Below are 21,022 nucleotides of genomic sequence, written 5' to 3'. Positions count from 1 at the left end.
TCCCGCATGGACCTGAACTTCACCCCTGAACAAGAAGCCTTCCGCCAGGACGTGCGAGCCTGGGTGCGCGCCAACCTGCCCGAAGACATCGCCCACAAGGTGCACAACGCGCTGCGTCTGAACAAGAGCGACCAGCAACGCTGGGCCCGGATCCTGGGCGCCAAGGGCTGGCATGGCTACGGTTGGCCCAAGGAGTTCGGCGGCCCCGGCTGGGATGCCATCCAGCGCCACATCTTCGAAGAAGAATGCGCCATGGCCGGGGCGCCCCGCATCGTGCCCTTCGGCCCTGTGATGGTGGCGCCCGTGATCATGGCCTTTGGCTCGCCCGAGCAGCACCGGCGCTTCCTGCCCGGCATCATGAGTGGCGAGGTCTGGTGGAGCCAGGGCTACAGCGAGCCGGGTTCCGGTTCGGACCTGGCTTCTGTCAAGACACGTGCCGAGCGCCAGGGCGACAAGTACATCGTCAATGGCCAGAAGACCTGGACCACGCTGGGCCAGCACGGCGACTGGATCTTCTGTCTGGTGCGCACCAACACCGAGTGCAAGCCCCAGGCAGGCATTTCCTTTCTGCTGATCGACATGACATCGCCCGGGGTGACCGTTCGCCCCATCATCACCCTGGATGGTGAACACGAGGTCAACGAGGTCTTCTTCGACAACGTCGAGGTGCCGGTTGACAACCTTGTCGGTCAGGAGAACCAGGGCTGGACCTATGCCAAATACCTGCTGGCCCACGAGCGCACCAACATCGCCGATGTGAACCGCGCCAAGCGCGAGCTGGAGCGCCTCAAGCGCATCGCCAAGGCCGAAGGCGTGTATGAGGACCTGCGCTTTCGTGACCAGATCGCCTTGCTGGAGGTCGACATCGTTGCCCTGGAAATGATGGTGCTGCGCGTCTTGAGCGCCGAGCAAGGCGGCAAGAAATCCCTGGACGTGGCCGGGCTGCTCAAGATCCGCGGCAGCGAGATCCAGCAGCGTTACACCGAGCTGATGATGCTGGCGGCGGGCCCTGGCGCCTTGCCCTTCCTGCACGAGGCCATGGACGCCGGCTGGCAGGGCGACCAGTTTGCCGGGGGCTTCCCGGGTGGGCGCGTGCAGTTGGCACCGCTGGCCTCCAACTACTTCAACTACCGCAAGACCTCGATCTACGGTGGCTCCAACGAAGTGCAACGCAACATCGTCGCCCAGACTCTGCTGGGCTGATCGCAGGAGAGGACCTCATCATGGATTTTGACTTCAGCTCCGATCAGGAACAACTGCGCGACATGGTGCAACGCTGGGTCAGCAAGGATTACGGCTTCGAACACCGTCGCGGCCTGGCCCTGGCCGGGGGCAGCCAGGGCATCGACCCGAGCTCTGCCTGGCAGGCCCTGGGTGAGCTGGGCCTGCTGGGCCTGGCGGTGCCGGGCGAGTTTGGCGGCATGGACATGGGCCCCGTGGAGGCCATGGTCGTGATGGAAGAGCTGGGCCGGGGGATGGTGGCCGCACCGTATGCCGCAGCCTCACTGATGGGGGCGGGCCTGCTGCGTGACCATGCCCCTGACGACATTCGATCCCATTGGCTGCCGCTGATCGCCGAAGGCCAGGCTCGTGTGCTGCCAGCCTTGCAGGAGCGCGGTGCGCGCCATCGCCTGAACGTGGTGCACACCCAGGCCCGCCAGGACGCGGTAGGGCAGTGGACGCTGACGGGCACCAAGAACCTGGTCCCCGTGGGGGGCGACGACGGCGTCACCGAGGCCTACATCGTGCCGGCACGCGTCTCGGGTGGGGTGGATGACACCCAGGGCATCGCCCTGTTCCTGGTGCAGCGCGGGGCTGCTGGCGTGCGCCTGGCGGTGCATGCCCTGCAGGACAACGCACGTGCCGCCGAGCTGACGCTTCAGCAGGCGTCCGCGACCCTGGTGTTGGCCCAGGGCTGGCCCGCTCTGGAGCACATGGTGGACATCGGCATCGCCGCCCTGTGCGCCGAAGCGGTGGGCGCCATGGAGAGCTTGCTGGCCCTGACGGTCGACTACCTCAACACCCGCAAGCAGTTTGGTGTGCTCATCGGCAGCTTCCAGGCCCTGCGTCACCGTGCGGCCGACATGAAGATGCAACTGGAGCTGGCCCGCTCCATGAGCTATTACGCCACGCTCAAGCTCACGGCGCCGGCCGCCGAGCGCCGCCGGGCCCTGGCCCAGGCCAAGGTCCAGCTGGGCCAGTCCATGCGCTTTGTGGGCCAGCAGGCCATCCAGTTGCACGGGGGCATCGGTGTGACGGACGAGTATGCCGCTGCGCACTACTTCAAGCGCCTGACCTGCATGGAACTGTCGCTGGGCGACACTCTGCATCACCTGGGTGAGGTGTCGGCCCGCATGGAGGACAGCGCAGGCGTCTTCGCCTGAGCCCTCGCCTCACTGAAGTGCTGGTGTCCAGCGCGCCAGCTCAACCGGGTCATGGGCGCAGAAGAGGGAGACCTCATGCCCATGGTCCCGCTTCAGTTCACGCAGCCTTTGCTGGTTGGCCACCCGTGTGGGGCCATCCATCTGTACCAGGCGCTGGAACACGCTCAGGCCCACGGGGCAGTGGGGCGGTGTGTCGGTTTCACCGTGATGGAAGTAGGCGTCACCGCAGTGCAGCAGCCAGCCTTCGTCGGCCTTGACGGCCACGCCGCAATGGCCGCGGGTGTGCCCGGTCAGGGGCACGAGCAACACCTCCTCGTCGGTGCCGGGCAGGGTGCGAATGGCCTCCAGGCCCATCCATCGATCGCCCTGCACCTCATGGCGGGCCCAATGCGGGCCATGCGCCCATTGGGCAGGCTTGTAGCGCTCGCGCTCCTGCAGAGAATCTCGCGCCATGGCTGCATCGTGCTCGCGCGCGAACACATGCACCTGTGCCTGAGGGAAGTCGCCCAGGCCGCCTGCGTGGTCCAGGTCCAGATGGGTGGGCACGATGTGCCGCACATCGCGCGGATCGAAGCCCAGCGCGCGGATCTGGTGCAGGGCGGTTTCTTCCATCATCAGGCGGGGGCGAACGGCCAGGTTGAACCCCAGCCCCAGGCGTGAGGGCTGGGCCACGTCGCCCGTGCCCAGGCCGGTATCCACCAGGATCAGGCTGTCGCGCCCTTCGATCAGCAGGCAATGGCAGCACAGGTGGGCAGGCGACAGCCAGCCACCCTCGCCGGTGAGCAAGCGCTGCCCCAGGGGGCACATGGATCCGCAGTTGAGGTGATGAACTTTCAAGAAACACTCCGCACCGGATGTCGCGATCTGCGCATCATGGCAGCACAATCACGGTTTTGCCAGATTCAGACGCTCCGTACCGCCATGGCCAAACGCCCTCGACTGCCCGCCGGGCACGACACGCTCGATCAGATCCTCTTTGAACAGGGCTTTGGCGCCCGTCGCGAGTGCGAGGGGCTGATCTGCTCCGGCCTGGTGCAGGTCAATGGCGAGGTGGTCGATGACCCGGACGCAGTGTTCCCGCAGGACCGCCTGGCCCTGGTCGTGGACGGCCAGCCCTGGGTGACCCATGTCAAAGCCCTGGTGATGCTGCACAAGCCGGCGGGGTATGAGTGTTCGCTCAAACCCGGTGCCTGGCCCGGCGTGCACAACCTGCTGCCCGCGCCCCTGCGCAAGCGTGGCCTGCAGCCCGTGGGCCGCCTGGATCAGGACACCACCGGCCTGCTGCTCATGACCGACGACGGCCCCTTGTTGCACCAACTGACGTCTCCCAAGAAGAATGTGCCCAAGGTCTATGAGGTCACCTGCAAACACCCCGTGACCCAGCTGATGTGCGACCAGTTGCTCAAGGGCGTGGTGCTGGACGACGACCCCGAGCCCGTGGCCGCCCACGCTGCCGAGCGGGTGGGCGAGGGCGAGACCGTGCACCTGCGCCTGACCCTGCTGCAAGGCAAATACCATCAGGTCAAGCGCATGGTGGCGGCCGTGGGCAACCGGGTGGAGGGCCTGCACCGCAGTGCGATTGGCCGCCTGACCCTGCCCGAGGACCTGGCCCTGGGCCAATGGCGCTGGATCGAGGATCCGGCGATCGTGCTGCCCTGATCCTCTGGCGGATAATCGCTTCCATGCAAGTGTTTCGCGGCTTTCACCACGCTCAGCTGGCGCCTGCCTGCGCGCTCACCATCGGTAATTTCGACGGGGTCCACCGGGGGCACCAGGCCATGCTCGCCCTGCTGCGCAACGAGGCACAGCACAGGGGCCTGCCCAGCACGGTGCTGACCTTCGAGCCCCATCCTCGGGACTACTTCGCGGCCCGAAGCGGGCGCCCTGAGCTGGCCCCCACCCGCATCGCCACCCTGCGCGACAAGCTCATGGAGCTGGAGCGCTGCGGGGTCGATCAGGTCGTGATCCTGCCTTTTGACGAGACCATGGCCGCACTCAGCCCGGACGCCTTCATCGACCAGGTGCTGGTGCAGGGGCTCCATGCCCGCTATGTGCTGGTGGGCGATGACTTCCGTTTCGGCGCCAAACGCGCCGGTGACTACGCCATGCTCGATGCCGCCGGCAGCGCGCGGGGCTTTGATGTGGCCCGCATGATGAGCTACGAGGTTCACGGCTTGCGGGTGTCCTCCTCGGTGGTGCGTGATGCCCTGTCAGCGGGAGACATGGCCCAGGTCGAGCGCCTGTTGGGGCGCCCCTACACCATCAGTGGCCATGTCATCCACGGCGCCAAGCTCGGCCGCAGCCTCGATTGCCGCACCATGAATGTGCGTTTCGGGCACGAGCGGCCTTCCACCTCGGGCATCTTCGTGGTCCGCACGCATGGCCTGGCCGAGCAGCCCCTGGAGGGCGTGGCCAGCCTGGGGGTGCGCCCCACGGTGGAAGATGCCGGGCGGGTGCTGCTGGAGGTCCATTGCTTCGATTGGCCGGCCGTCCTGGGCAGTGAAGGGGGCTACGGTAAAATCGTGCGCGTGGAACTCCTGCACAAACTCCGAGACGAGGCCCGTTACGACGGGCTGGATGCCTTGCAGGCGGCCATCCACAAGGACATTGCCGATGCAAAGTCCTTTTTCCAGGCGCAGCGCCGCCAGACCACACGCGATCGAATTTGACGCTGACGGTCTGAGACGCCCAACCTGGCCGCGGCCCCAGCCTCGTCATGCGAGCGTGGTGTGCGGCTGACCTGATCCCATGGAAACCGACGGCAATGGGGCCTTTTGTGATGCCCGCCCCGTCGTGTTCCTTCGCCGAGAATCTTCATGAGCCAAGACAAGTCTGCCAAGCCCGCCGAGAGCGCCTACCGCGCCACGCTGAACATGCCCGACACCCCCTTCCCGATGCGGGGGGATCTGCCCAAGCGTGAACCCGGCTGGGTGGCCGAGTGGGAACACAACGGCCTGTATGACAAGCTGCGCGCCGCCCGCCAGGGCGCCCCCAAGTTCGTGCTGCACGACGGCCCGCCTTATGCCAACGGCAACATCCACATCGGCCACGCCGTCAACAAGATCCTCAAGGACATGATTGTCAAGGCGCGCCAGCTCAAGGGCCTGGACGCCATCTATGTGCCGGGCTGGGACTGCCACGGCCTGCCCATCGAAAACCAGATCGAAAAGACCTTCGGTCGCAACCTCAGCCGTGATGACGTGCAGGCCAAGGCCCGTGTCTACGCCGCCGAGCAGATCGACGGCCAACGCACCGATTTCAAGCGCCTGGGCGTGCTGGCCGACTGGGCCCATCCCTACCGCACCATGGACTTTGGCAACGAGGCCAACGAGATCCGCGCGCTCAAGAAGATCATGGAGCGCGGCTACGTCTACCGCGGTCTCAAGCCTGTGTACTGGTGCTTTGACTGCGGCTCATCGCTGGCCGAGTTCGAGATCGAATACGCCGACAAGAAATCGCAAACGCTGGACGTGGCCTTCCTGAGCGCCGAGCCAGCCGCACTGGCAGCCGCCTTTGGCCTGAGCGCGCTGAGCAAAGACGCCTTCGCCGTGATCTGGACGACCACCGCCTGGACCCTCCCCGCCAACCAGGCCTTGAACGTCCACGCCGAGCTGAGCTACGCCCTGGTCGACACGCCCAAGGGCCTGCTGGTGCTGGCGGAGTCGCTGGTGGAAAAGGCCGTGGCCCGCTATGGCTTCGAAGCCGACGAATGCAAGGTCGTGGCCACCACCGTGGGCGCCAAGCTCGAAGGCCTGAAGTTCAAGCACCCGCTGGCCCATGTGGACAAGGGCTATGACCGTGAATCGCCCGTCTACTTGGCCGAGTACGTCAGCGCTGAAGATGGCACCGGCATCGTGCACGCCGCGCCCGCCTATGGCGTGGACGACTTCAACTCCTGCGTGGCCCATGGCCTGAAGTTCGACGACATCCTCAACCCCGTGCAGGGCAATGGTGTCTATGAGGCCGAGCTGCCCCTGTTCGGCGGCCAGCACATCTGGAAGGCCGCCCCGGTTATCTTGGAGACCCTGCGCGAGCATGGCCGCCTGCTGGCCACTCAGGACATCGTCCACAGCTACCCCCACTGCTGGCGCCACAAGACGCCCGTGATCTTCCGCGCTGCGGCCCAGTGGTTCGTGCGCATGGACGAAGGCGAGGGCGTGTTCGCCACCGACAAGGCTCCCAAGACCCTGCGCCAGACCGCGCTGGAGGCCATCGACCACACCACCTTCTACCCCGAGAACGGCCGCACCCGACTGCGCGACATGATCGCCAACCGGCCCGACTGGTGCATCAGCCGCCAGCGCAACTGGGGCGTGCCGCTGCCCTTCTTCCTGCACAAGGTGACGGGCGAGCTGCACCCGCAGACCATGGCCTTCATGGACAAGGCTGCCGACCTGGTCGAGCAAGGCGGCGTCGAAGCCTGGTCCACGCTGGATCCGGCCCAGTGGCTGGGTGCCGAGGCCGCTGACTATGCCAAGTCCACCGACATCCTGGATGTCTGGTTCGACTCGGGTACCTCCTTCTTCCACGTGCTCAACCCTGCCCAGGGCAGCCACCCCGAGGCCGGTCATGACGAGCTGCACGAGGCTGATCTCTACCTGGAAGGCCATGACCAGCACCGCGGCTGGTTCCACAGCTCCCTGCTGGCCGCCTGTGCCATCTATGGCCGCGCACCCTACAAGGGCCTGCTGACCCACGGCTTCACGGTCGACGGCCAGGGCCGCAAGATGTCCAAGTCGGTCGGCAACGTTGTGGCGCCGCAGGAGATCAGCGGCAAGATGGGCGCCGAGATCATCCGCCTGTGGGCCGCGTCAACCGACTACTCGGGCGATCTGGGCATCGACGAGAAGATCCTGGCCCGGGTGGTCGACGGCTACCGCCGCATCCGCAACACCCTGCGCTTCCTGCTGGCCAACACCAGTGACTTCAATCCGGCCACCGATGCCGTGCCGCTGGACCAGTTGCTGGAGATCGACCGCTACGCCCTAGCCCGTGCCGGCCAGTTGCAGGCCGACATCCTGGCCCACTACGAGCGCTACGAGTTCCACCCCGTGGTGGCCAAGCTGCAGGTCTACTGCTCTGAAGACCTGGGAGCCTTCTACCTGGACGTGCTCAAGGACCGCCTCTACACCAGCGCCGCCAACAGCCAGGCTCGCCGTGCGGCGCAGACCGCGCTGTGGCACATCACGAACGCCATGCTGCGCTGGATGGCGCCCTTCCTGAGCTTCACGGCCGAAGAGGCCTGGAAGGTCTTCCACGGTGGCGATTCCATCTTCACCGAGACCTACTGGGACTTCCAGGGTGCTGAGGCCGATGCCGCCTTGCTGGCCAAGTGGGCCCGCATCCGCGAGATCCGCGATCTGGTCAACAAGGACATCGAGGCCGTGCGCACCGAAGGGCTGGTGGGCGCCTCCCTGCAGGCCGAGATCACCGTGACGGCGGCCAGCGACGACCATGCGCTGCTCGCCAGCCTGGGCGACGACCTCAAGTTCGTGTTCATCGTCTCCAAGGTCACCCTGGCGCTGGGCGACGCCCTGGGCATCCAGGTGACCCCGTCGGGTGCCACCAAGTGCGAGCGCTGCTGGCACTACCGTGACGATGTCGGCATCAACCCGGAACACCCCACCCTCTGCGGCCGTTGCGACAGCAACCTGCACGGTGCGGGTGAAGTGCGCAAGGTGGCCTGATGGCGACGCGCAAGGCAGGTGGGGGCGGCTTGCTGCCCTGGCTGGGCATCGCCCTGATCATCGTGCTGCTGGACCAGATCACCAAGATCGTGGTGCTGGGCGCTTTTGATCTGGGAGATTCCCGTCCGGTCACGAGCTTTTTCAACCTGGTGAGGGTGCACAACACCGGCGCGGCGTTCTCCTTCCTGGCGCAGGCGGGGGGCTGGCAGCGCTGGTTCTTTGTGGGGCTGGGCGCGGCAGCGGTCAGCTTCATCCTCTACATGCTGCGCCAGCACGGCCACCAGCGCATGTTCTCCTGGGCGCTGACCCTGATCATGGGGGGGGCCATCGGCAATGTGATCGACCGCATGGTGCACGGCTACGTGGTGGACTTCCTGGACTTCCACTGGGCCATCCTCTCGCCGCTGTTCTACCGTGGGCACTTCCCGGCCTTCAACATCGCCGACTGCGCCATCTCGATCGGTGCGGCCCTGTTGATCCTGGACGAGATCGTGCGCGTGCGACGCAGCTGAGGGGCTGCGTGGCATCAGGGCTGGTCGTTTCAGCCCAGGGCAAGCGCTGTTTGCGCATGGCTTTACGCGATCTTTGCATGAGGGCGGCGCCTGGCTCGGGCGCCTTGTCATTTACGATCAGGCCACACTTTTTGCCTGACGTCTCATGCGCGCCTTGACCGATCTTCGCTGGAACAACGTGGGGGCTCTCTCGGCCTTGAGTTTGGCCGTGGGGCTGTGGTGGCTGTCTGCGCCCTCCGTGGCCCAGAAAGCCCAAGGCAAGGCGCCACCGCCCGTGCCGGTCAAGGTCGCGCCCGTGGTCGTTCAGGATCAGGCCTTGTCGCTCAGTGCCGTGGGGCAGGTGCAGGCCTCGCAGCAGGCGGTGGTACGCGCCCGCATCGAAGGGCTGCTGACCGAGGTCCGCTTCACGGAAGGCCAGGTGGTGCGCCAGGGGCAGGTTCTGGCCCGCCTGGATGACCGCAGCCTGCGCGCCCAGGTGGCGCAGGCGCAGGGCGAATTGCGTCGCCTGCAGGCCCAACTGGATCTGGCCCAACTGGAACTGCAGCGCACTCAGGGCCTGGTCGCTGCGTCGGCCGTGTCCACCCAGCAGCGTGATCAGCAGCAGGCTCAGGTGGCCCAGTTGCAAGCCCAGGTCCAGTCGCAGCAGGCCAGCCTCAGCCAGGCACAGACGCAACTCTCCTACACCGTGATCACGGCCCCGTTCACGGGGCGTGTCGGCCTGCGCCAGGTGGATGTCGGCAATGTGGTGCGCCCCACCGATGCCCAGGGCATCGTGACGCTGGTGCAGACGCAACCCCTGGTGGTGGTGTTTCATGCGCCCCAAACCCGGCTGGCCGATGTGCGGCGAGCCACCCAGCAAGCGGGTGGGGCCGTGGTGACCGTGGCCGAGCGCGAAGGGGGCCCCATCCTGGCCCGCGGGCGTCTGCAGTCCACCGACAACGCCGTCGATGCGGGCTCCGGCACCCTCAAGCTCAAGGCCGAGCTGGCGCCTTCTGGCGATCGCCTCTGGCCCGGCCAGTTCGTGACGGTCGATTTGAGCACGGGTGCCATGCCAGGCGCCCTGACCCTGCCGGCCAAGGCTGTGCAGCGGGGGCTGCGGGGCAGCGTGGCTTGGCGAGTGGTGCAGGGCCAGGCACAGATGGTGCCGGTCCAGCCACGCTGGCAGTCCGATGCCGTGGTCGTGATCGAGCCACAGCCCGACGGTCTGAAGGCCGGCGATCTGGTGGTGGTCGATGGCCAGTCGCGCCTCAAACCCCAGGCCAGCGTCAAGGTGCTGGACGGCACAGGCGCCGCCCGCGCGACCCGCCAGCCCTGAGCGCCGCCATGAGCATGGAGACCCACGCCCCCCTCCGACGCGGCTTGTCGGCCTGGTGCATCGCGCACCCTGTGGCCACCACGCTGCTGACCCTGGCCCTGGTGCTGCTGGGCCTGTTTGCCTTCCCGCGCCTGCCGGTGGCCCCGCTGCCTGAAGCCGAGTTCCCCACCATCCAGATCAGCGCCCGCCTGCCTGGCGCCAGCCCCGAGACCATGGCCTCGGCCGTGGCCACGCCGCTGGAAGTGGGCCTCAGCGGCATCCCGGGCGTCACCGAGATGTCGTCCACCAGTTCGCTGGGCAGCACCTCGATCACGCTGCAGTTCACGCTCGACAAAGACATCAACGAGGCCGCACAGGAAGTGCAGTCGGCCCTCAATGCCACGGCCGGCAAGCTGCCCGACGACATGCCCTCGCCGCCCACCTGGCGCAAGGTGAACCCGGCCGATGGCCCCGTGCTCATCCTGAAGATGCAGTCCGAGGTGCTCAGCCTGATCGAACTCAGCGATCTGGCCGAGACCGTGCTGGCGCGCCGCCTCAGCCAGATCGATGGCGTCTCCGAGGTCGCCATCTCCGGGCAGCAGAAACCGGCCCTGCGCATCCAGGCCTCGCCCGCGGCCTTGGCGGCCCATGGCCTGAGCCTGGCCGACATCCGCGCGGTGGTGCAAAAGGCCAGCGTCAATCAGCCCAAGGGGGTGCTGCTGGGCGCTGATCGCACCAGCACCCTGGCCACCAATGACCAACTCTTCAATGCCGCGGACTTCGAGCAGCTCACCATCGTCGACCGCAAGGGCGTGCCTGTGCGCATTGTGGATGTGGCCAAGGTCATCGCTGGCGCCGAAAACGATTTCGTGGGCGCCTGGCAGAACGGCCAGCCTGGCCTGGGCATCATCGTTCGCCGCCAGCCCGGCGCCAACATCGTCGCCACGGCCGATCGCATCCAGGCGGCGCTGCCCGAGCTGACGGCGCGCTTGCCCGCCAGCGTCACGGTCGAGGTGCTCAACGACCGCACCCGCACCATCCGCTCGTCGCTGCACGAGGTCGAACTCACGATGGCGCTGACCTTCGTGCTCGTCGTGGTGGTGATGGGCGCCTTCCTGCGTCAGGTTTCGGCCACCCTCATCGTCACGGCGGTGCTGGGCGTGTCCATGATCGCCACAGTGGCGGCCATGGACGTGCTGGGCTTCAGCCTCAACAACCTGACCCTCGTGGCGCTCATCATAGCCATGGGGTTTGTGGTCGATGACGCCATCGTGGTGGTCGAAAACATCCACCGCCACCTCGAACACGGCCTGCCCATGCGCGAGGCGGCGCTCAAGGGCTCGGGCGAGATCGGCTTTACCGTGCTGTCCATCAGCGTGTCGCTGGTGGCCGCCTTCATCCCGCTGCTCTTCATGGGCGGGGTGGTGGGGCGCTTGTTCAGCGAGTTCGCGGTCACGGTCACGGCGGCCATCGCGGTGTCGGTGATCACATCGCTCACGCTGGCGCCCATGCTGGCCTCCCGCTGGATGTCCAGCGCACCGGCCCATCACGCAGGTGGCTGGGTGCAGCGCCTGATCGACGCCTACGGCCGCAGCGTGGGCTGGGCGCTCGACCACAGCCGGTTCATGCTGGGGTTGTTCTTCACCACCATGGGGCTGGCCGTGGCGGCCTACACGCTCATCCCCAAGGGCTTCTTCCCACTGCAGGACACGGCCTTCGTGGTGGGGACCACCGTCGCAGCACAGGACGTGTCCTACGAGACCATGGTCGAGAAGCACGCGGCGCTCGCCCGCATTCTGGACGAAGACCCGGCCGTGCTGGGCTACAACCAGACGGTGGGCGCTACCAGCGGCAGCAGCAACCTCTCCAGTGGCCGCTTCTTCGTCGTTCTGAAGGACCGCTCCGATCGCGACGTGTCCGCCCAGGGATTCATCGATCGTGTCCGCGCCAAGACCTCGCAGGTGCCCGGCATCACGCTGTTCCTCAGGGCCGCGCAGGACATCAACCTGGGTACCGGCTCGCCGCGTACCCAATACCAGTACGCGCTGCTGGGCGACGACAGCGCCAGCCTGGGCCAGTGGGCCGACAAACTCACCGAGCGCCTGGCCCGCATGCCCCAGTTCCGCGATGTCTCCAATGACTTGCAACTAGGCGCCGGCATCACCCGCCTGACGATCGACCGCGCTGCCGCGGCCCGCCATGGCCTGAGCGTCGACGACATCAACCAGGTGCTCTACAGTGCCTACGGCCAGCGCCAGATCGCCGAGACGCAAACCGGGCAGAACCAGTACCAGCTCATCCTCGAGATCGACCCCGCCCTGCGCGGCCAGACCGACAGCCTGAACTGGCTGCACCTGCGCTCGGCCAAGACCGGGCAGATGGTGCCGCTGGCCGAGGTGGCCCGCCTGGAGCCGCCCGAAACCGGCGCCGTCAGCATCAACCACCTGGGCATGTCGCCGGCCGTCAACCTGTCGTTCAACCTCGCGCCGGGCGTGGCCCTGGGCGACGCGGTCAAACTGCTCAACGACGTGCGCCAGGAGCTGCAGGTGCCCGACAGCGTCAGCGGGCGCTTTCAGGGCGCGGCCCAGGCCTTCCAGGATTCGCTGGCCACCCAGCCCCTGCTGATCCTGGCCGCGCTGCTGGCGGTCTACATCATCCTGGGCGTGCTCTACGAGAGCTTCGTGCACCCGCTGACCATTCTCTCGACGCTGCCTTCCGCCGGCATCGGTGCCGTGGCTGCCCTGTGGCTCAGCGGCCAGGACTTCTCCATCATGGCGCTCATCGGCGTGGTGCTGCTCATCGGCATCGTCAAGAAGAACGGGATCATGATGGTGGACTTCGCCCTGCAGGCCCAGCGTGACCAGGGCCTGAGCCCGCGCCAGGCCATCCAGCAGGCCTGCGTGGTGCGCTTCCGACCCATCATGATGACGACGCTGGCCGCCTTGCTGGCCGCCATTCCGCTGATGCTGGGTTTCGGTACCGGCGCCGAGTTGCGTCAACCCCTGGGCTATGCCGTGGTGGGGGGGCTGCTGCTCAGCCAGGTGCTCACGCTCTACACCACGCCGGTGGTCTACCTGGCGCTGGACCGTCTGTTCCACCAACGGCAGAAGGGTTAACGTAAGTCCTGATGGCTCGCCTTGATCTAAAGCAGTAATTTGTACTGTGCTTGCAACGTCCTAGACAGGAGTGGTCCATGGGTGTGACGCAGTCGATACCGTCGGTCAAGGTGGGGGGGCGAGAGGCTCCTGAGGATGCAGCGTCTCCGGCGCCGGGTGGCGATGTGCGCCAGGCGGGTGACGATGGGGCGGCACCGATGGCCGTGGCCGCGCCGTCCGATCATCCTTTCGACCGCCCCTTGCAGACCCTGGCCTGGGCCGATCCCCTGCACTGGCTGATGGCGGGCTGGCGCGACTTCACACGGGCGCCGGCGATCGGCCTGTTCTATGGCGCCTGTTTTGCCCTCATGGGCTGGGCCCTGCTGGCGGTGTTCCGGTTTGCACCGGCCTACACCCTGGCGCTCTCTGCGGGCTTCCTGCTCATGGGGCCCCTGGTCTGTCTGGGCCTGTACCACACCAGCCGCGCGCTGGAGCGTGGCGAGTCACCCTCGCTGGGCGCCTCCCTGGTGGCCTGGCGAGGCAAGGGCAGTGCCCTGGCCACCTTCGGCTTCATCCTGCTCATCGTCGAGATGCTCTGGGGCCGCTCGGCCATGGTGATCTTTGCCGTCAGCTTCGATGGCGTGCCGGATTTTGGCGGCTCCCTGGCCTTCCTGCTCACACCGGAGTACCTGCCCTTCGTGATCACTTACCTGGCGGTCGGGGCGGTGTTTGCCGGCCTGATCTTCGGCATCAGCGTCGTCAGCATCCCCATGATCATGAACGAGTCGGTAGACGCCATCTCGGCCGGCCTGGGCAGCCTGCGGCTGGTGATGAGCCAACCCGGCGTCATGCTGTGGTGGGGCCTGCTGCTGTCCGTGGTCGTGCTGCTGGGCATGCTGCCTGGTTTCATCGGTTTGCTGATCGCGGGGCCGGTGGTGGGACACGCCTCCTGGCATGCCTACCGCGCCGCCACCCGAGCACCCTGAGCCGCAGCGCACCTCTGCTCTAATCCCGGGATTCCTCACAGGATCCCGATGTGAAACTCGACGCCAAGACCCTGAGCTACCTCGTGCTGCCGCCCATGATGTGGGCGGGCAACACCGTGGTGGGGCGCGTGCTGGTGGATCATGTGCCGCCGGTGCTCATGAACACCCTCCGCTGGGCCCTGGTCGCGGCGATCCTGGCGCCCTGGGGCTGGCGCGTCCTGCGTGATCAGGCCGCTCTCAGGCAGCGGCTGCCGTATCTGGCCCTGATCGGTGCCCTGGGGGTGGGCAGCTACAACGCCCTGCAGTATCTGGCCCTTCAGACCTCCTCGCCCATCAATGTCACCCTCATTGGCGCCAGCATGCCCATGTGGATGATGCTGGTGGGCGCACTCGGCTTTGGGCAGGCGTTCACCGCCCGCCAGGCGCTGGGCGCCCTGCTTTGCATGTCGGGGGTGGTGCTGGTCATGGCCCAGGGGCGATGGGAGGTCCTGCGGCAGGTCCATCTGGTCCCCGGTGACCTGCTGATGCTGCTGGCCAGCCTGGTGTGGGCGCTCTACAGCTGGCTGCTGGCCCGGCCCCCCTCATCCATGACAAGGGGCCCCACCTGGGACTGGGCGGGTTTCCTGTGGCTGCAAGTGCTCTTTGGCTTGCTGTGGGCCGTGGCCTGCTCGGGGGTGGAGGCGTCCTGGCGTGCCGAGGCCGTGTCCTGGCCGCAAGGGCCTGCCGCCTGGTGGACGACGCTGGGGGGGCTGCTCTTCATTGCCCTGGGCCCGTCCATCGTGGCCTACCGGGGCTGGGGTCTGGGTGTGCAGGCGGTCGGGCCCACCGTGGCGGCCTTTTTCGGCAACCTCATCCCGGTGTTTGCGGCCCTGTGGTCATGGCTGCTGCTGGGCCAGACACCCCGTTGGTATCACCCGTGTGCGCTGCTGCTGATTGCCACGGGCATTGCCTGGTCCTCAAGGACGACGGCGAGGCCCTCGGGGCAGGCGTGAGAAGGGCAACTGACCACGCCAGTAGCGGATCACCAGCCAGCCGCCCAGCATGCCGCCCAGGTGGGCAAAATGGGCCACACCCGACTGGGTGTTGGTCACGCCCTGGAACAGCTCAACGGCGCCATAGATCGCCACGAAGTACTTGGCCTTCATGGGGATGGGCGGGAACAGCGGCATGATGGTGCGGTTGGGGAACATCATGCCAAAGGCCAGCAGCAAGCCGAAGGTGCCGCCCGAGGCCCCCACCGTGGGTGCGACTGAGCCCGTCACCAGAGCCATCAGCAATTGCGTCACGGCGGCCATGAGGATGCTGGCGCCATAGAACTGCATGAAGCGACGCGTGCCCCAGATCCGCTCCAGCTCGCCGCCGAACATCCACAGCGCCATCATGTTCAGGAAGATGTGGATCATCGACCCATGCATGAAGGCATAGGTCACGACCTGCCAGGGCATGAAGTGGGAACTGCCCAGAGGCCACAAGGCCAACCAGCCACGCGACAGAGACTCACCCAGCGCGATGTCCAGGCAATACAGGGCCACGTTGATCAGCAACAGGGCCTGGGTGACGGGGGGCAGAGGCGGCATCTTGATCGACAATCAGCATCAGTGAAGCCGTCATCATAGAGTGCCGCGTCCGACCTGATCGCCGGTGTTGTCATCTCTCTGACCCGGTATTCCTGGTACGGTCCTCGCTTGAGTGGACAGCGACAACGGCCCCGTGGGTCAGGAGAACCTTCAATATGCCCCTCGAGTTTCCCAATCTGACGGTGGTCAATCACCCCCTGATCCAGCACAAGCTGACCTGGTTGCGCTCCGAGAGCACCGGCACCGACAGCTTCCGGCAACTGCTGCGTGAGGTCAGCCAGTTGCTGGCCTACGAGGCCACCCGGGCCTTGCCCACGGCGCTGGTCACGATCAAAACCCCGATGACCACGGCGCAACTGCCTGTCATCAGCGGCAAGAAACTGTGCCTGGTGTCCATCTTGCGGGCTGGCAATGGCATGCTGGAAGGCTTCCTGGACGTCATCCCGCTGGCGCGGGTCGGGCACATCGGCATCGAGCGCAATCCAGACACCCTGGAGGCGGCCATGTACTACTTCAAGGTGCCCAACGACCTGGCCTGCAGGCAGGTCCTGATGGTCGATCCGATGCTGGCCACGGGGCACTCCTGTGCAGCCGCCGTGGCGCGCCTCAAGGACGCAGGGTGCACGCAGATCACCCTGGTGTGTCTGCTGGCAGCGCCCGATGGCGTGCGCCACATGCATGAGGTGCACCCCGATGTACCGGTGTTTGCCGCCGCCCTGGACAGCCACCTCAATGAACAGGGTTACATCGTGCCGGGCCTGGGCGATGCGGGAGACCGTCTCTACGGCACCCGCTGACAAATCTGAAAAATACGTGGAGATTGCTCGTCTCCTCGAGGTTTAGATCCTCGCGAGGCGGCTCACACTGACGTCGTGCGTGCATGCTGTTTGGCCTGCAGGGTACTTCATCGTGCTGAGGAGATCTTTCATGTCATGGTTTGCTAATTTGCGCCTGCTGCCCAAGTTGATGGTGTCCTTCGCACTCATCCTGGCGATGACGGCGGTCATGGGACTGTTCTCCCTGAAGCAGCTCGAAACGGTCGACAGTGCCGCCACGGAGCTGGGGGACAACTGGTTGCCCAGCGTGGCGGTGCTCTCCGAAGTGAATGGTCTGCTGGAAGACACACGACGCATCGAATTGCTGCACATCCTCGCAGAGGATGACGCGGGCATGGCGAAGCAGGATGCTGCGCTGGAAGCGGTTCTGGCACGGTTTGCCAAGGCCGATACCGATTACACCGCTTTGCTCTCCAGCCCGGAAGAAAAGACCCAATGGGAGGAGTTCAAGGCCGACTGGGCTGCCAACCTCGACATCCAGCGCCAGGTGATGGCCTTGTCGCGCGACAGCGACGGGGAGGCCGCTTATGCCATGGCCATGGGGCAGCAACATGAGGTGCTGGGGCGTGCACGCGCCAAGATCGGCAAGCTGGTGGCGCTCAACCGTGAGGGAGGCCAGACCTCCGCGGAACAGGCTCATCAGGCCTACCGGACGGCGACGTGGTCCGTCATCGGCGTGATGGTCGCGACCATTGTGGTCGGTTTGCTCATGGCCGTGGTGGTCAGCCGCATGATTGCCGTGCCGGTGCAGCAGGCTGTGGATGTGCTCAAGGGCGTGGCCGAAGGTGATCTGACCCAGGCCGTGCATCACAACCGTCGGGATGAGATCGGCGACATGCAAAGCGCCCTGTCCCAGATGATCGACAGCCTGGCATCAATGGTGCAGCAGGTGCGCATGGGCGCCGATTCGGTCGCCACCGCATCGGCCCAGATCGCACAGGGCAACGTCGATCTCAGCTCACGCACCGAAGAGCAGGCCTCCAGCCTGGAGCAGACCGCCGCCTCCATCGAGGAGATGTCCGGCACAGTGCGCACCAACGCCGACAACGCCCATCAGGCCAATCAACTCGCCAGTGCAGCGTCCGCCGTGGCGGCGCGGGGTGGCGAGGTGGTCAGCCAGGTGGTCGACACCATGAACGGCATCCAGTCGTCGAGCAAGAAGATCTCCGACATCATCGGCGTCATTGACGGCATCGCCTTCCAGACCAACATCCTGGCGCTCAATGCCGCCGTGGAAGCCGCGCGTGCGGGCGAGCAGGGTCGTGGCTTTGCCGTGGTGGCCGGTGAGGTGCGCTCCCTGGCGCAACGCAGCGCCCAGGCAGCCCGCGAGATCAAGACCCTCATCAGTGACAGCGTCGAGAAGGTCAATGCCGGCAGCGATCTGGTCAGCACGGCAGGCACCACCATGAACGATGTCGTGACCCAGGTGCGCAAGGTGACCGATCTGGTGGGCGAGATCGCCCATGCCAGCACCGAGCAGAGCCAGGGCATCGGCCAGGTCAACCAGGCCGTGAGTCAGCTCGACCAGATGACGCAGCAGAACGCGGCCCTGGTGGAAGAAAGCATGGCCGCCGCAGAAAGCCTGAAGGTCCAGGCCGAGCGCCTGACCCAGGCCGTGAGTGTGTTCAAGACCCGCCATGCGCACGAAGCTCAGGTCAAGGCTCAGCAAGTGATCCAGCAGGTCAAGCACCACAGCACCACGGCGGTCAAACCGATGGCGCCCAAAGCCAAGGCGCCAGCGCCGGTCACACCTGTGCGCAAGGCCGCTGCACCGGCGGTGCGCGCCCCGCTGCTCACGCCTCAACTGGCGGCGCCCGTGACCGCCACCAGCGCATCGTCCGGCACCAAGGACAGCGACGACTGGGAAACCTTCTGAGCATGGGGCGCACCGTGCGCCCTGGCCTGATCCCTGCTAGGCTCCTTGCCATACTCGCAAGGAGCCTTTCTTGTTGGATCTCATCCTCAGACATTGCACCTTGCCTGACGGCCGGGTCGATCAGGACGTGGCCGTGGCTCAAGGGCGGATCGCCGCCATCGGCACGGCCTTGCCAGTCTCGGCGGTGCAGGACATCGATGCTCAGGGGCAACTGCTTTCCCCGCCATTCGTCGATGCCCATTTCCACATGGACTCGACCCTGTCGTATGGCCTGCCCCGGGTCAACCAGAGCGGCACCTTGCTGGAGGGCATCGCCCTGTGGGGCGAACTCAAGCCCACACTGACACAGGACGCGATCGTCGAGCGGGCCCTGAACTACTGCGACTGGGCCGTCGCCAAGGGCTTGCTGGCCATCCGCTCCCATGTCGATGTCTGCGATCCGCGCCTGCTGGCAGTGGAGGCCTTGCTGCATGTGCGTGAGCGCGTCAAACCCTATCTGGATCTGCAACTGGTGGCCTTTCCCCAAGATGGCGTGCTGCGTTGCCCAGGCGCCTTGAGTCAGTTGCAGCGTGCGCTGGACATGGGGGTGGACGTGGTGGGGGGCATCCCCCATTTCGAGCGCACCATGGCCGAAGGGGCTGAATCGGTGCGTCTGTTGTGCGAGATCGCGGCCGAGCGGGGCCTGCAGGTGGACATGCATTGCGACGAAACAGACGATCCCATGTCCCGCCACATCGAGACCCTGGCCTTTCACAGCCAGCGGCTGGGTCTGCAGGGCAGGGTGGCGGGCTCGCACCTGACCTCGATGCACAGCATGGACAACTACTACGTCAGTAAACTGTTGCCCCTCATCCGTGAGGCGGGCGTGGCGGCCATTGCCAACCCCTTGATCAACATCACCTTGCAGGGGCGTCACGACAGCTACCCCAAGCGCCGGGGCATGACCCGCGTGCCCGAGCTGATCGCGGCGGGCGTGGACGTGGCTTTCGGGCACGACTGCGTGATGGACCCCTGGTACAGCCTGGGCAGCGCTGACATGCTGGAAGTGGCCCACATGGGCCTGCATGTGGGCCAACTCACCGGACGCGAGGCCATGCGCCAGTGTTTCGAGGCCGTCACCACGGTGCCTGCGCGCATCCTGGGGCTGGCGGGCTACGGTCTGGACATCGGTTGCCAGGCCGACATGGTGCTGCTGCAGGCCCGCGACCCGATCGAAGCCATCCGCCTGCGCGCCACACGCCTGCTGGTGGTGCGTCGGGGGCAGATCGTGGCACGCACACCGGCCCAGGAAGCCCAGTTGACCCTGCCCGGGCGGGCCGCCTCCGTCCAGTTTCAGCGACCGCACTGAACGCGTCGGCACGGGCCGGTCTGTGCTATGCTTTTGGTCTTCTCACCGGGGCCCTGGTGGCGAAATTGGTAGACGCGCCGGATTCAAAATCCGGTTCCGCAAGGAGTGTCGGTTCGATTCCGACCTGGGGCACCACCCGCAGCATTCATGCATGCTGCACCGCATGGCTGATGCGCAACAACGATGGTTTGCGCCAAACACGGCCTGCCACGTCGGGCTTTGAGGGCCTGCCACAATAGCGGTGATGAACTACCCCACGCTTGAAGACGTCATCGGCAAGACTCCCTTGGTGCGCCTGCAGCGCCTCCCCGGTCTCGACAACGCCGAACGCGGCAATGTGATCCTGGCCAAGCTCGAAGGCAACAACCCTGCGGGCTCCGTCAAGGACCGACCTGCCATCAGCATGATCCGCCGGGCCGAAGAGCGTGGCGAGATCAAGCCCGGCGACACCCTCATCGAAGCCACCTCGGGCAACACCGGCATCGCCCTGGCCATGGCGGCCGCCATCCGGGGCTACCGCATGGTGCTGATCATGCCCGAGGACCTCAGCATCGAACGCGCCCAGACCATGAAGGCCTTCGGTGCCGAGCTGATCCTGACCCCCAAGAGCGGTGGCATGGAATACGCCCGGGATCTGGCCGACCAGATGGTGCGTGAGGGCAAGGGCGTGGTGCTCGACCAGTTCGCCAACGCCGACAACCCGCGCATCCATTACGAGACCACGGGCCCTGAAATCTGGGCCGACACCCAGGGGCAGATCACCCACTTTGTCAGTGCCATGGGCACCACCGGCACCATCACGGGCACCTCGCGCTTCCTCAAGGAGCGCAACCCGGCCATCCGCATCGTGGGCGCCCAGCCCATGGAGGGCTCGCGCATTCCGGGCATCCGCAAATGGCCCGAGGCTTACCTGCCCCGCATCTATGAGCCCAGCCGGGTCGACGAGATCATCCACGTCAGCCAGGCCGACGCCGAAGACATGGCCCGCCGCCTGGCGCGTGAAGAGGGCCTCTTTGCCGGCATCTCGGCCGCAGGCGCCTGCTGGACAGCCCTGCAACTGGCACGCACCCTGAACAACGCCACCATCGTGTTCATCGTCTGTGACCGGGGGGATCGTTATCTGTCGACGGGTGTCTTCCCGGCCTGAACGGGGCTCCCTACAATCACACCCACACAAGGGACCCCACATGGACATCCACAAGGAAATCGACGCGCGCGGACTGACCTGCCCTCTGCCCATCCTGAGGGCCAAGAAAGCCTTGTCCGACATGCAAAGCGGTGAAGTGCTCAAGGTGCTGGCCACCGACCCGGGCTCGGTGCGCGACTTTCAGGCCTTTGCCCGCCAGACCGGCAACGACCTGCTGGACCAGCAGGCCGAGCAGGTGGCCGGGCAGGACGAATACATTCACATCCTGCGCCGTCGCTGA

General features: G+C 66.1%; 17 protein-coding genes and 1 tRNA gene. 16 read left to right on the top strand and 2 right to left on the bottom strand.

From position 1 onward, the window contains the following. The first annotated feature begins 6 nt into the window (after positions 1–6). A complete protein-coding gene (locus VFW84_RS11380; RefSeq protein WP_329680573.1) occupies positions 7–1,203 on the top strand; it encodes an acyl-CoA dehydrogenase family protein in 1,197 nt (398 codons plus the stop codon). A 20-nt stretch (positions 1,204–1,223) separates the two neighbouring features. Then, entirely contained in the window at positions 1,224–2,384 is a 1,161-nt protein-coding gene (locus VFW84_RS11375) for an acyl-CoA dehydrogenase family protein (RefSeq protein WP_329680572.1), read from the top strand. A gap of 9 nt (positions 2,385–2,393) precedes the next feature. Here VFW84_RS11375 and VFW84_RS11370 read toward each other — a convergent pair whose 3' ends face one another. Then, complete coding sequence (locus VFW84_RS11370; protein WP_329680571.1) at positions 2,394–3,221, bottom strand: MBL fold metallo-hydrolase; 828 nt, start codon at positions 3,219–3,221, stop codon at positions 2,394–2,396. A gap of 84 nt (positions 3,222–3,305) precedes the next feature. On the opposite strand from VFW84_RS11370, the gene VFW84_RS11365 reads away from it, so the two are divergent. The 8 genes from VFW84_RS11365 to VFW84_RS11330 all read left to right on the top strand — a co-directional run bounded on the left by VFW84_RS11365 (position 3,306) and on the right by VFW84_RS11330 (position 14,950). Then, positions 3,306–4,043 carry a pseudouridine synthase gene (locus VFW84_RS11365; protein ID WP_329680570.1) on the top strand — a complete coding sequence of 246 codons (738 nt, stop codon included), beginning with the start codon at positions 3,306–3,308 and terminating at the stop codon, positions 4,041–4,043. A gap of 23 nt (positions 4,044–4,066) precedes the next feature. Then, positions 4,067–5,053 carry a bifunctional riboflavin kinase/FAD synthetase gene (locus VFW84_RS11360; RefSeq protein WP_329680569.1) on the top strand — a complete coding sequence of 329 codons (987 nt, stop codon included), beginning with the start codon at positions 4,067–4,069 and terminating at the stop codon, positions 5,051–5,053. Between the two features lie 147 nt (positions 5,054–5,200). Beyond that, on the top strand, positions 5,201–8,071 hold the full coding sequence (gene ileS, locus VFW84_RS11355) for an isoleucine--tRNA ligase (RefSeq protein WP_329680568.1): 2,871 nt from the start codon (positions 5,201–5,203) through the stop codon (positions 8,069–8,071). After that, positions 8,071–8,583, top strand: coding sequence for a signal peptidase II (gene lspA / locus VFW84_RS11350; RefSeq protein ID WP_329680567.1), 513 nt, complete (start codon positions 8,071–8,073; stop codon positions 8,581–8,583). Before ileS ends, lspA begins: the two co-directional genes overlap by 1 nt. A gap of 145 nt (positions 8,584–8,728) precedes the next feature. After that, positions 8,729–9,898, top strand: a complete 1,170-nt coding sequence (locus VFW84_RS11345; RefSeq protein ID WP_329680566.1) for an efflux RND transporter periplasmic adaptor subunit — start codon at positions 8,729–8,731, stop codon at positions 9,896–9,898. Positions 9,899–9,906: 8 nt separating this feature from the next. Next, positions 9,907–12,993 (top strand): efflux RND transporter permease subunit, encoded by a 3,087-nt coding sequence (locus VFW84_RS11340; RefSeq protein ID WP_329680565.1) that lies wholly within the window; start codon positions 9,907–9,909, stop codon positions 12,991–12,993. Between the two features lie 77 nt (positions 12,994–13,070). Beyond that, positions 13,071–13,958, top strand: coding sequence for a DUF2189 domain-containing protein (locus VFW84_RS11335; protein WP_329680564.1), 888 nt, complete (start codon positions 13,071–13,073; stop codon positions 13,956–13,958). 50 nt (positions 13,959–14,008) lie between these two features. Continuing rightward, positions 14,009–14,950: a DMT family transporter gene (locus VFW84_RS11330; protein ID WP_329680563.1), complete on the top strand. Its 942-nt coding sequence runs from the start codon at positions 14,009–14,011 to the stop codon at positions 14,948–14,950. On the opposite strand, the gene VFW84_RS11325 is transcribed toward VFW84_RS11330, so the two are convergent. Continuing rightward, positions 14,915–15,535, bottom strand: a complete 621-nt coding sequence (locus tag VFW84_RS11325) for a rhomboid family intramembrane serine protease (protein WP_329680562.1) — start codon at positions 15,533–15,535, stop codon at positions 14,915–14,917. The genes VFW84_RS11330 and VFW84_RS11325 overlap by 36 nt on opposite strands. Positions 15,536–15,690: 155 nt before the next feature. Between VFW84_RS11325 and upp the strand changes: the two genes are divergently transcribed. The 6 genes from upp (at position 15,691) to VFW84_RS11295 (ending at position 21,022) form a co-directional block, all read left to right on the top strand. After that, complete coding sequence (gene upp / locus VFW84_RS11320; protein ID WP_329680561.1) at positions 15,691–16,332, top strand: uracil phosphoribosyltransferase; 642 nt, start codon at positions 15,691–15,693, stop codon at positions 16,330–16,332. A gap of 130 nt (positions 16,333–16,462) precedes the next feature. Continuing rightward, on the top strand, positions 16,463–18,247 hold the full coding sequence (locus VFW84_RS11315) for a methyl-accepting chemotaxis protein (protein ID WP_329680560.1): 1,785 nt from the start codon (positions 16,463–16,465) through the stop codon (positions 18,245–18,247). A 70-nt stretch (positions 18,248–18,317) separates the two neighbouring features. Beyond that, a complete protein-coding gene (locus tag VFW84_RS11310) occupies positions 18,318–19,595 on the top strand; it encodes an amidohydrolase family protein (RefSeq protein WP_329680559.1) in 1,278 nt (425 codons plus the stop codon). Positions 19,596–19,645: 50 nt separating this feature from the next. Continuing rightward, a tRNA-Leu gene (locus VFW84_RS11305) sits at positions 19,646–19,730 on the top strand. Positions 19,731–19,839: 109 nt separating this feature from the next. After that, complete coding sequence (gene cysM / locus VFW84_RS11300) at positions 19,840–20,742, top strand: cysteine synthase CysM (RefSeq protein WP_329680558.1); 903 nt, start codon at positions 19,840–19,842, stop codon at positions 20,740–20,742. Positions 20,743–20,782: 40 nt separating this feature from the next. Further along, positions 20,783–21,022, top strand: a complete 240-nt coding sequence (locus VFW84_RS11295; RefSeq protein ID WP_329680557.1) for a sulfurtransferase TusA family protein — start codon at positions 20,783–20,785, stop codon at positions 21,020–21,022.

The sequence above is a fragment of the Aquabacterium sp. genome (assembly GCF_036279655.1).
GTDB lineage: Bacteria > Pseudomonadota > Gammaproteobacteria > Burkholderiales > Burkholderiaceae_C > Aquabacterium.
Note: the sequence above shows the minus strand (reverse complement) of the source record. Positions and strands in the feature narration are given on the sequence as shown.

Excerpts from the sequence above, each read along its gene's own strand:
- VFW84_RS11380 (WP_329680573.1), top strand. The coding sequence starts at position 7 with ATGGACCTGAACTTCACCCCTGAACAAGAAGCCTTCCGCCAGGACGTG.
- VFW84_RS11375 (WP_329680572.1), top strand. The coding sequence starts at position 1,224 with ATGGATTTTGACTTCAGCTCCGATCAGGAACAACTGCGCGACATGGTG.
- VFW84_RS11365 (WP_329680570.1), top strand. The coding sequence starts at position 3,306 with ATGGCCAAACGCCCTCGACTGCCCGCCGGGCACGACACGCTCGATCAG.
- VFW84_RS11360 (WP_329680569.1), top strand. The coding sequence starts at position 4,067 with ATGCAAGTGTTTCGCGGCTTTCACCACGCTCAGCTGGCGCCTGCCTGC.
- ileS (WP_329680568.1), top strand. The coding sequence starts at position 5,201 with ATGAGCCAAGACAAGTCTGCCAAGCCCGCCGAGAGCGCCTACCGCGCC.
- lspA (WP_329680567.1), top strand. The coding sequence starts at position 8,071 with ATGGCGACGCGCAAGGCAGGTGGGGGCGGCTTGCTGCCCTGGCTGGGC.
- VFW84_RS11345 (WP_329680566.1), top strand. The coding sequence starts at position 8,729 with ATGCGCGCCTTGACCGATCTTCGCTGGAACAACGTGGGGGCTCTCTCG.
- VFW84_RS11340 (WP_329680565.1), top strand. The coding sequence starts at position 9,907 with ATGAGCATGGAGACCCACGCCCCCCTCCGACGCGGCTTGTCGGCCTGG.
- VFW84_RS11335 (WP_329680564.1), top strand. The coding sequence starts at position 13,071 with ATGGGTGTGACGCAGTCGATACCGTCGGTCAAGGTGGGGGGGCGAGAG.
- VFW84_RS11325 (WP_329680562.1), bottom strand. The coding sequence starts at position 15,535 with ATGCCGCCTCTGCCCCCCGTCACCCAGGCCCTGTTGCTGATCAACGTG.
- upp (WP_329680561.1), top strand. The coding sequence starts at position 15,691 with ATGCCCCTCGAGTTTCCCAATCTGACGGTGGTCAATCACCCCCTGATC.
- VFW84_RS11315 (WP_329680560.1), top strand. The coding sequence starts at position 16,463 with ATGTCATGGTTTGCTAATTTGCGCCTGCTGCCCAAGTTGATGGTGTCC.
- cysM (WP_329680558.1), top strand. The coding sequence starts at position 19,840 with ATGAACTACCCCACGCTTGAAGACGTCATCGGCAAGACTCCCTTGGTG.
- VFW84_RS11295 (WP_329680557.1), top strand. The coding sequence starts at position 20,783 with ATGGACATCCACAAGGAAATCGACGCGCGCGGACTGACCTGCCCTCTG.